The organism is Streptomyces azureus (assembly GCF_001270025.1).
GTDB classification, from domain to species: domain Bacteria; phylum Actinomycetota; class Actinomycetes; order Streptomycetales; family Streptomycetaceae; genus Streptomyces; species Streptomyces azureus.
In genome coordinates this window covers 19,175-28,212 of the sequence record NZ_DF968381.1, presented here as the reverse complement: position 1 = coordinate 28,212, position 9,038 = coordinate 19,175, and the positions used below count along the sequence as shown (strand labels likewise).

The 9,038-nt window shown below is 72.2% G+C and carries 6 protein-coding genes and 1 pseudogene; 1 reads left to right on the top strand and 6 read right to left on the bottom strand.

All coding sequences use genetic code 11. From position 1 onward, the window contains the following. The 3 genes and pseudogenes from AOQ53_RS43150 to AOQ53_RS31380 form a co-directional block, all read right to left on the bottom strand. Positions 1–129: pseudogene (locus tag AOQ53_RS43150) on the bottom strand (glycosyltransferase); the annotation flags it as partial. After that, complete coding sequence (locus AOQ53_RS31385) at positions 126–947, bottom strand: glycosyltransferase family 2 protein (RefSeq protein ID WP_059422413.1); 822 nt, start codon at positions 945–947, stop codon at positions 126–128. The pseudogene AOQ53_RS43150 and the gene AOQ53_RS31385, both read right to left, overlap by 4 nt. A 480-nt stretch (positions 948–1,427) precedes the next feature. Continuing rightward, complete coding sequence (locus AOQ53_RS31380) at positions 1,428–2,636, bottom strand: S8 family peptidase (RefSeq protein WP_059422410.1); 1,209 nt, start codon at positions 2,634–2,636, stop codon at positions 1,428–1,430. A gap of 334 nt (positions 2,637–2,970) precedes the next feature. Here AOQ53_RS31380 and AOQ53_RS31375 point away from each other — a divergent pair, with 334 nt between their 5' ends. Then, on the top strand, positions 2,971–3,777 hold the full coding sequence (locus tag AOQ53_RS31375; protein ID WP_059422408.1) for an SGNH/GDSL hydrolase family protein: 807 nt from the start codon (positions 2,971–2,973) through the stop codon (positions 3,775–3,777). A 4-nt stretch (positions 3,778–3,781) separates the two neighbouring features. Here AOQ53_RS31375 and AOQ53_RS31370 read toward each other — a convergent pair whose 3' ends face one another. From AOQ53_RS31370 to AOQ53_RS31360, 3 genes are all read right to left on the bottom strand, one after another. Next, positions 3,782–5,419, bottom strand: a complete 1,638-nt coding sequence (locus AOQ53_RS31370) for a serine/threonine-protein kinase (RefSeq protein WP_236711874.1) — start codon at positions 5,417–5,419, stop codon at positions 3,782–3,784. Positions 5,420–5,498: 79 nt separating this feature from the next. Then, positions 5,499–7,112, bottom strand: a complete 1,614-nt coding sequence (locus tag AOQ53_RS31365) for a HoxN/HupN/NixA family nickel/cobalt transporter (RefSeq protein WP_059422406.1) — start codon at positions 7,110–7,112, stop codon at positions 5,499–5,501. Next, positions 7,109–8,965, bottom strand: coding sequence for a tetratricopeptide repeat protein (locus AOQ53_RS31360; protein ID WP_059422405.1), 1,857 nt, complete (start codon positions 8,963–8,965; stop codon positions 7,109–7,111). The genes AOQ53_RS31365 and AOQ53_RS31360 overlap by 4 nt, the downstream gene beginning before the upstream one ends. Positions 8,966–9,038: the final 73 nt, after the last annotated feature.

Sequence of the window (9,038 nt, the reverse complement as noted above, 5' to 3'; positions counted from 1 at the left end):
GTCGACGACCAGCAGCGTCTCCAGTGCGGGCCGTGACTGCGCCCGCACCGAGGAGACCGCCGCGAGGATGTCCTCCCAGCGGTCCTCGGTGTACGCGCAGATCACGACGGAGAAGCCGGGACCGCTCAAGACACCTCTCCCCGGACCGAGTCGAGCATCGGCGACTGGGACGAACGGCGGCGCAGCGCCCGGCGGTTGGAGCGCTCCTGGAGGATCACCCTGAGCACGCGCAGCCCGTCGCGCACGGCCCGCAGGTTGCTGGTGCCGTGGATGCGCAGGTACTCGTGGCTCGGGATCTCCTGCACCTTGAGCCCGGCCTTGACCACCCGGATGTTCATCAGGGTCTCGACCTCGAAGCCGGTGCAGTCGAGGTCGATCTTGTCGAGGCAGTGCCGCCAGAACGCGTTGTAGCCGTAGCACAGGTCGGTGTAGCGGGCGCCGAACTTGCGGTTGACGACCGTGCACAGCGCCCAGTTGCCGAGCTTGCGGATGAAGGTCATGTCGTCCGTGCCGCCGCCGTTGGCGAAGCGGGAGCCCTTGGCGAAGTCCGCGCCGGAGACCAGGGCGGAGACGTACGACACGATCTCGTTGCCGTCCGCCGAGCCGTCCGCGTCGACCATCACGATGATGTCGCCGGTGCACGCCTGGAACCCGGTGATCAGGGCGTCGCCCTTGCCCTTGCCCCGCTGCTCGACGACCTTGACGTCGGGCCACAGCTCGCGGGCCACCTGGACGGTGCCGTCGGTGGAATTGCCGTCGACCAGGACCACTTCGTGGATCCAGTCGGGCAGGGTCTTGAAGACGTACGGAAGGTTCTCCGCCTCGTTCATGGCCGGGATGACCACGCTCACGGGTGGCGCTATGGCCAGGTGAGAGGAGATGGGCCGGTACTTCCCGGCGGTCGGCGGATGCTGCTCCGCCGCGGCCGGCTGCAGAACTGAGCTCATGAGTCTGGTCCCTCTCGTCCGGTGGACCGCCCCCCCAGGGCAGTCCGGATCCAATCCGGTTCGAAAGGGGGGTTCTCACCCGTGGCACACCGAGATGGAACTTCGGGCACGCCGGGTGAGCTGGCAAAGCTGGCCGACAGCGAAAAACGGCAGCCGACCGCGCGGCACGGCTCGGAGACAGTTGCGGTCGCCGAGCACGGCACCCCCCTACCGCGCCCCGCGTCGGTTCGTCGCGGTCCTTGAGCCCTCCCCTAGAGCCGCGTACTGACGGACCGATGCGGGTGAGATGTATGACGGTATTGACGATTGAACCCGTATGGCAAGACCTGGAACGGCCCCTCACGTTTTTGTTGGTTTGGCCGTTGCGCGATGCGCTTCGTGGGTCGCAAGTTGAAAGGTTCCGGTGACGGAAACAACCGTTCCCCGGAGGCGTGTCGAGCCTCCGGGGAACGGTTGTTCAGGTGCTGGTGTCCGTTCCGGTTACGGAACGAGCTTCAGCAGGCGGTTCGGCGAACCCGAACCCGCGCTGGTGACCTTGCCGGTGGTGGCGCCGCCGACCAGGGCCGACGCGACCTGGGCCGGGGTGGAGGAGGTGTGGCCCGCCAGGTAGACCGCCGCCGCGCCCGCGACGTGCGGGGCCGCCATCGAGGTGCCGGAGATGGTGTTGGTCGCGGTGTCGCTGGTGTGCCAGCCGGCCGTGATGGAGGAGCCGGGCGCGAAGATGTCCAGGGCCGAGCCGTAGTTGGAGTAGCTCGCCTTGGCGTCGGTGCGGGTGGTGGCGCCGACCGTGATCGCCTCGGCGACCCGGGCCGGGGAGGACGAGGAGGCGGTGGTGCTGCTGTTGCCCGCGGCGACGGCGTAGGTGACGCCGCTGGCTATGGAGTTGCGGACCGCCGTGTCCAGGGCGGTGGAGGCGCCGCCGCCGAGGGACATGTTGGCGACCGAGGGGCCGGAGTGGTTCTTCGTCACCCAGTCGACGCCCGCGATCACACCGGCCGTGGTGCCGGAGCCGCTGTTGTTCAGCACCCGCACCCCTACGATTTTCGCCTTCTTGGCGACGCCGTAGGTCGAGCCCGCGATCGTGGTGGCCACGTGGGTGCCGTGACCGTTGCCGTCGGAGGCGTTGTTGTCGCCGTCGACGGCGTCGTAACCGTGCGCGGCACGGCCGCTGATCTGCTGGTGGGTGATGCGCACACCGGTGTCGATCACATAGACCGTCACGCCGCTGCCCGCGCTGTCCGGGTAGGTGTAGCTGCCGGAGAGCGGGAGCGAGGTCTGGTCGATGCGGTCCAGACCCCACGGGGCGTTGGTCTGGGTGGCGGAGAGCTGCACGCGCTGGTTCTGCTCGACCGAGGCCACCGCCGGGTCGGCGGCGAGGCGCCTGGCCTCGGTGGCGGAGAGGGTGGCGGAGTAGCCGTTCAGTGCCTTGCCGAACGTCTTGCGCACGGACCCGCCGTACTCCTCGACGAGGTCCTTGCCCGCGGCCGAGGACGCCTTCACGCCCGCGCTCTTCTTGAGCGTGACGATGTAGCTGTCCTTGATCGCGGCCGGGGAGTCCGCGGCGAGCACCCGGCCCTCGGCGGGAGCGGCGGCCTGGGCGGGGAGGGCGGTGAGCCCGCCCACGAGGGCGGCGGTCGCCGACAGGGTGATCGCGGCGAACCCGAGTCTCTTGCTACGCAGTTGTGCCATTCGAGGGAGTCCTCCTCTAGGCGGCGCGCGCCTGGATGGGGCGCGCGTCATGTGGGGGATGTGCGCGTGCTCGCGCACACGGCCGGGAGCGTCGCGTTCCGCCCTCGGCCGGATAAAGCGTCGACCATCTACCGGCGTAGAACAAGGGAGTTGAGCACTAGTCAACAAATCTGTCATGAGCACGTAACAGGAGGTGTCGAATGCGTAACAAGACGTGAGGTGAACACGCCGTGCACGCCCCGGAAAAGGCCGAAAAGGCTTGGCATGGACACTTCCTGTCAACACGCGTAGCTGCTACGACAGTTGTGGCAGAGATCCTGCTAAGGGAGGTTCCATGAGACGTTCCCGAATTGTCGTCTTCGTGAGCTCGCTCCTCCTCGCCGCCGGCACCGCCCTCACCGGGGCAGCCACGGCGCAGGCGTCCTCACTCGCCCCAACGGGCGGCTATGCAGCGCTCGGTGACTCCTACTCCTCCGGAGTGGGCGCCGGCAGCTACATCAGCTCAAGCGGCGACTGCAAGCGCAGCACGAAGGCCTACCCCTACCTCTGGGCCGCCGCCCACTCACCCTCCACCTTCCATTTCACGGCCTGCTCCGGCGCCCGAACGGGTGATGTTCTGTCCGGACAGCTCGGCCCGCTCGGCAGTAGCACCGGCCTCGTCTCCATCAGCGTCGGCGGCAACGACGCCGGATTCGCCGACGTCATGACGACCTGTGTGACCCAGTCCGACAGCGCCTGCATCTCCCGCATCAACACCGCACGGGCGTACGTCGACTCCACGCTGCCCGGCAGACTCGACAGCGTGTACTCGGCGATCCGCTCCAAGGCACCCAACGCCCATGTCGTCGTGCTCGGCTATCCCCGCTTCTACAGGCTCGGCGCCACCTGCCTCGGCCTCTCCGAGGCCAAGCGCAAGGCAATCAACGACGCCTCCGACCACCTCAACACCGCCATCGCCAAGCGCGCCGCGAACCACGGCTTCACCTTCGGCGACGTACGACCGACCTTCACCGGCCACGAGATCTGCTCCGGCGACTCCTGGCTGCACAGCGTCAACTGGCTCAACATCGGCGAGTCCTACCACCCGAAGGCGCCCGGCCAGTCGGGCGGCTACCTGCCCGTGCTCAACGCCAACGACTGACCGTTCAGCCGGAGTCCGGGTCCGACTCCGTGTCCGAACCCCCGTCCGGACCCGTGTCCGAAGGAGAAGGGGAGACCTCGCCCGTCGGGGTCTCCGTCTCGCAGCTGATCGAGAACGGCACCGACTCGGACGTCGTCCGCACCGGCTCCCGCACCTCGACACCTATCTCGTTCTCGAACGTCCCGGTCTCCGCGTCCGTCGTCACGGTCACCGCGTCCTGCTTCGTACGGCCGTCGCCCTCCGGGAACGACAGCGTCTTCCAGCCTCCGTCGAGCACCGAGCCGTCCTGCGTCACCCAGCGGTAGCGCACCTCGGCCGGCAGCCGCCCCACCGTGAACGTCGCCGTGAACCTCGGCGCCTGAGCGTTCGGCGGCGGACAGGGGCCCGAGTAGTCCGTGCGCGTGCCTTCCAGGCCGACCCGCACCGACTGCGGCGGCGGACTGCTCTCCTCGCTCTCGCTCTCGCTGGGCGTCGGGGAAGGGCTGGACTTCCCGTTCCCGGTGTTCCGCGGCGGATCCCTGGTCTCGGCGGGCGCACTCGCACCGGCACCCCGGTCGCCGTTCGCGTCGCCGTCCCCGCGGTTCAGCAGCGCGTACGTCAGCCCGCCCACCGCGAGCGCCAGCACGACCACGCCCGCGACCAGCACCCGGCCGGCCCGGCGGTCGCGGTCCTGACGTGTCGCCGTCGTCGTCGCACCGGAACCGGACGCCGCCGACTGCCCCGGGAAGGGCATCGGGGGCGTGGGAGAGGGCTCGGGGTGGGCCGCCACCGTCGGCGGATACGGCACCGCCCGTACGGTGTCCGCGCGCGGTGAGCCGCCCGCGGCGATGACCCGCAGGTCCTGCTCGGCCCGCTCGGCCGGCAGCCGCTGTGCGGGATCCTTGCGCAGCAGCCCCTCGATGACCGGGGCCAGCGGCCCGGCCCGGCGCGGCGGCGGCAGCTCCTCGTCGACGATCGCGCGCAGCGTGCTCAGCGGGGTGTCCTGGCGGAAGGGGGAGTGGCCCTCGACCGCCGCGTACAGCAGCACACCGAGCGACCACAGGTCGGACTCCGGGCCCGGCGTGCGGCCGAGTGCCCGCTCCGGGGCGAGGAACTCGGGCGAGCCGATGACCTCCCCGGTCATCGTCAGCGCGGAGCTGCCCTCGACCATGGCGATCCCGAAGTCGGTGAGCACGATCCGGCCGTCGTTCGAGATCAGCACATTGGCCGGTTTCACGTCCCGGTGCAGCACCCCGGCCTCGTGCGCGGCCCGCAGCGCGGCCAGCACCTCGGCGCCGATGTGCGCGGCACGCTGCGGCGGCATCGGGCCCTCGGCGTCCAGGACCTCCGACAGGGACAGCCCACGGACCAGTTCCATGACGATCCACGGCCGGCCGCCGTCCGTCGCCACGTCGTACACCGTCACCACGTTCCGGTTGGCGACGCGGGCCGCCGCCCACGCCTCCCGCTCCAGCCGGGCGTACATCCGCCCCACGTCGTCGCCCCCCAGCCCGGCCGGGGCGCGCACCTCCTTGACGGCGACCTCGCGGTGCAGCACCTCGTCGCGGGCGCGCCACACCGTCCCCATACCGCCCTCGCCGAGCGGTGCCAGGAGCCGGTAGCGGCCCGCGATCACACGCTCATGGCCCGGTTCTTCGGACACGGTGCCCCCATTCGCAGCCGGGCGAAATCTCCACGAGGTCTGTTTTCCCCATGACGTCGGATCTCCTCACGAACGTAACTCAGCCCAGCGCGGATGCCGCCCCCTTGAACACCAGTCCGGCCCCGAGTGCCACCACGGCGAACGCCGAGCCGAGCGGGGCGGTCCGGCGCACCAGGGTCGCCAGCGGGCCCGCCGTCCAGCGGGGGCGCCGGTCCAGGAGCCGGGTCATGCCGCTGCCCGCCTTGACGACGGCGTATCCGGCGGCCGTGAGGGTGAGCGCGAGCCCGACGCCGTACGCGACGACGAGCAGCAGGCCGAACCAGGCCTGCCCGAGGGCGGCGGCACCGACGAGCACCACCACCGCGGACGGGCTGGGCACGAGCCCGCCCGCGAAGCCCATGAGGATCGTGCCGCGGAGGGTGGGGGCGACGGGGTGGGAGTGGGTGAACCCGCCGTGGGTGTGCTCGATCGTGTGGGAGTGGGAGTGGGGGTGGGGGTGGGTGTGGTCGTGCGGGTGGTCGTGGTCGTGATGATGGCCGTGGTCTTGGTGGCGGTCGTCGTCGTGCGTGTGGCTGTGGCTCTCGTCGTCGTGTGTGTGGCCGCCATGGCCGCCATGGCCGCCATGGCCGCCGTGGTGGTGGGTGTGCGCGCGGTTGCGCAGGGCGCGGCGGACCAGGCTCGCGCCCGCCAAAGTCACCAGGATCCCGCTGGCGACGCCGAGCCAGGCGATCACCGAGGGGGCCGCCGCCGAACCGGCCGTGACCAGGAGGCCCAGGGCGACCACGCCCAGGGTGTGGGTGACCGTCACCGAGGCGGCCATGGGCAGGACGTCCTTCATCCGGGCCTGGCCGCCCCGGGCCGCCGCCGTGGCGGCCATGATGGTCTTGCCGTGGCCCGGGGCGAGCGCGTGCATCGCGCCGAGGACGACTGCGATGAGCAGGGCCAGCGCGGCGAAACCCGCAGTGAGGTCGTGCCGGGCGACCAGGTCGTCCAGGGCCCGCGTCCAGCGGTCGGCGCCACGCGGCAGCACGGAGGCGGCGGGGGCGTCCGACTCCTCCTCGGCCAGGGCCGCACCACCGGGGCGCACGCGCAGGGAGGCGGCCGCGGTGTCGGCCGGGGAGGAGAGCAACTCCTCGGGGTAGCGGGTCAGTTCGGCCGATATCGACTTCTCCGGTACATCCGACTCGGTGAGCGTCATACGGTCGCCCCGCGCCGTGATCTCCCGCCAGCCCGGGCCCGAGGCGGCGCCCGCGCCACGGAAGCCGAGTGACACGGTCTCCTTGTCCGACGTGCCGGACGGCAGGGGAGCGGTCAGTTCGCATTCCACGCGGAGGGTGTCGAGCCCCGCCTGCCCGGGCCGCACGCGCGCGTGGCTGCGCTCGGCGGTGAGCGGGGTGCCGCGGCCGTCGACGGTGACCTTGCTGTCGGCGGCGGCCGCGGCGCACCGCTCGCGGGCCCACAGGGTGATGCCCAGCCGCTCGATGTCCGGTCCCGCCTGGGTCGCCGGGATCTCGGCGAGGTCCTCGACGTGGTGGACCCGGAGTTGGCCGGGGGCGGCGACCAGACCGTCGTAGCGGTTGACGGTGAAGTTGCCCAGCGGGTGGGCGCTCGCCGCGCCGGCCGGCAGCAGGGTGAGCGCGCAGGCGGCCGTGAGGACGGCGGCGCCGGACGCGAACAGGCGGCACGGGGTCACCGGGTCCCCTCCAAGTCCTTGAGCGCGGTACGGGCCTCGCGGGCGCCGAGCGGCGAGAAGCCGGGGTTCAGGTCGAGCGCGGCCTTCAGGTGGTCGCGGGCCTCGCGGTCGTTCCCGGTGGCGCGTTCGATGATGCCGCGGTGGTAGAGGAAGCCGGCGTTGCGGTAGCCGGTGGCGGTGGCGCGGCGGGCGTAGGGCAGGGCCTCCTCGTCGCGGCCGTTGACGTGCAGGGCCCAGGCGAGGGCGTCGGCGGTGTGCACGCTGTGCCGGCGGTTCCACTCGGCGCGGGCGGCGCGCAGGGCCTCCTTCTTGTCGCCGTGGTCGGCGGCGGCCATGGCCGAGTCGAGGTCGGCGTTGACGCCGCCCGCGCGGGCCAGGGACGTCCAGGCGTCGACGAGGGCGTACTGGTCGCCGGCCTTCGCCCGGTCGCCGTCGGCGCCGCGTTCCTCGTACAGCTCGCCGAGGGCGACGAGCGGGCCGGGCAGCGGGAAGCGGGCGACGACCTGTTCCAGTCCCTCGACGGCGGCCGCCCGGTCACCCTTCGCGGCCTGGGCGCGGGCGCGGCCCTCCAGGGCGGGGAGGTAGTCCTCGTCGGCGGCGAGGGCACGGGCGTAGTGGTCGAGGGCCGTCTTGTACTCGCCCTGGTTCCAGGCGAGTTGTCCGAGGGCGGTGGCGACGTACGCGATGTCGGCGGGCGAGTCGGCGGCTTCCAGGGCGCGCTCCAGCACGTCACGCGCCGTACGTACGTCGCCGCGCAGCTCCTTCACGTACGCGTACCGCGTGAAGACGGGCACCCCGGGCCGCCTGCCGTCGGCGGTGCGGGCGGCCTCGGCGGCGTCCTCGTAGCGGCCGAGTTCGACGAGGGCGTCGATACGGGTACACAGGGCGCGTTCGCTGTAGGGGTTCTGCTTCAGGGCCCGGTCGGCGTCCTTCAGCGCGGCGGTGAAGTCGTGCCGGGCGGCTGCGAGGGCGGCACGGCCGGCGAGAGCCTGGTCGTTGCCCGGGTCCAGCTCCAGGGACCGCTTCAGCGCCCGCTCGGCCTGCGGATAGCGCGAGGGGTCGCCCTTCGTCCGGGCCTGTTCGACGTAGGCGGTCCCGAGGGTGGCCCAGCTGCCGAAGTCCCTGGGCTGGGCGCGAAGATGCTTCTGGAGGGACTCGATCCCCGAGTCGAGATCACCGCGGGCCAGCACGCCGGCGGCCGGCGCCCCACCCGCGGACACGGCCTCGACCCCGGCCCCCGCGCGGCCGTCCCCCACGTCCCCGAAGGCGACGGCCCCACCCGTCAGCGCGACGGCCAGCAGCGCGGCACACCCGGCCAGATGCGCGGCCCGCCAGCGCCGCCCGCCATCAGCGGCCCGCCGCACCGCGGCCACGCGCTCGCCGACACCGGCGTGGCTCCCGGAGGGAGCCTGGGGACGGGTCGCGCTTTCGGCGTCGGCGTTGTCCTCGTTTCTGGGGCGAGGGTCGGAACCGCCGTGCCCGTCAGGCTCGCCTTCGCCGGATCCGGTCTCGGCGCGGGGATGGTCCCGGGTGTCGGGCGTGCTTTCGACACCGGTGCCGGTGCCGGTGCCGGTGCCGTTCGCGGCACGAGCCTCCGTGCCGGGAGTGTCGGCATCTCGGGTGTCGTGCCCACCCCCTGTCCCGCCTTCTGCCCCGGCGGCTGAGTCCGGGCGCAGCCCGTCGCCCGCTTCGGTAGCCGTGCCCCCGCCCCGCCCCGCTTCCGCCCCGGCGGCGGTGCCCGGGTCGGCCTGCCCCTGACCCCGCCCCACCGACCGCTCTCCGTCGGTCTCCTGGTCGGGGCGCTGGTCGTCGTCGCGCCTCTCCGGTGCGCTGTCCGTCGTACGCGGAGGCATGACCTCTCCTCAGTCGGCTGTGCGTGTGCGGGTGTGGTGAGGGAGAGGCGCGGCCCGTGTGTGGGGGGTGGGG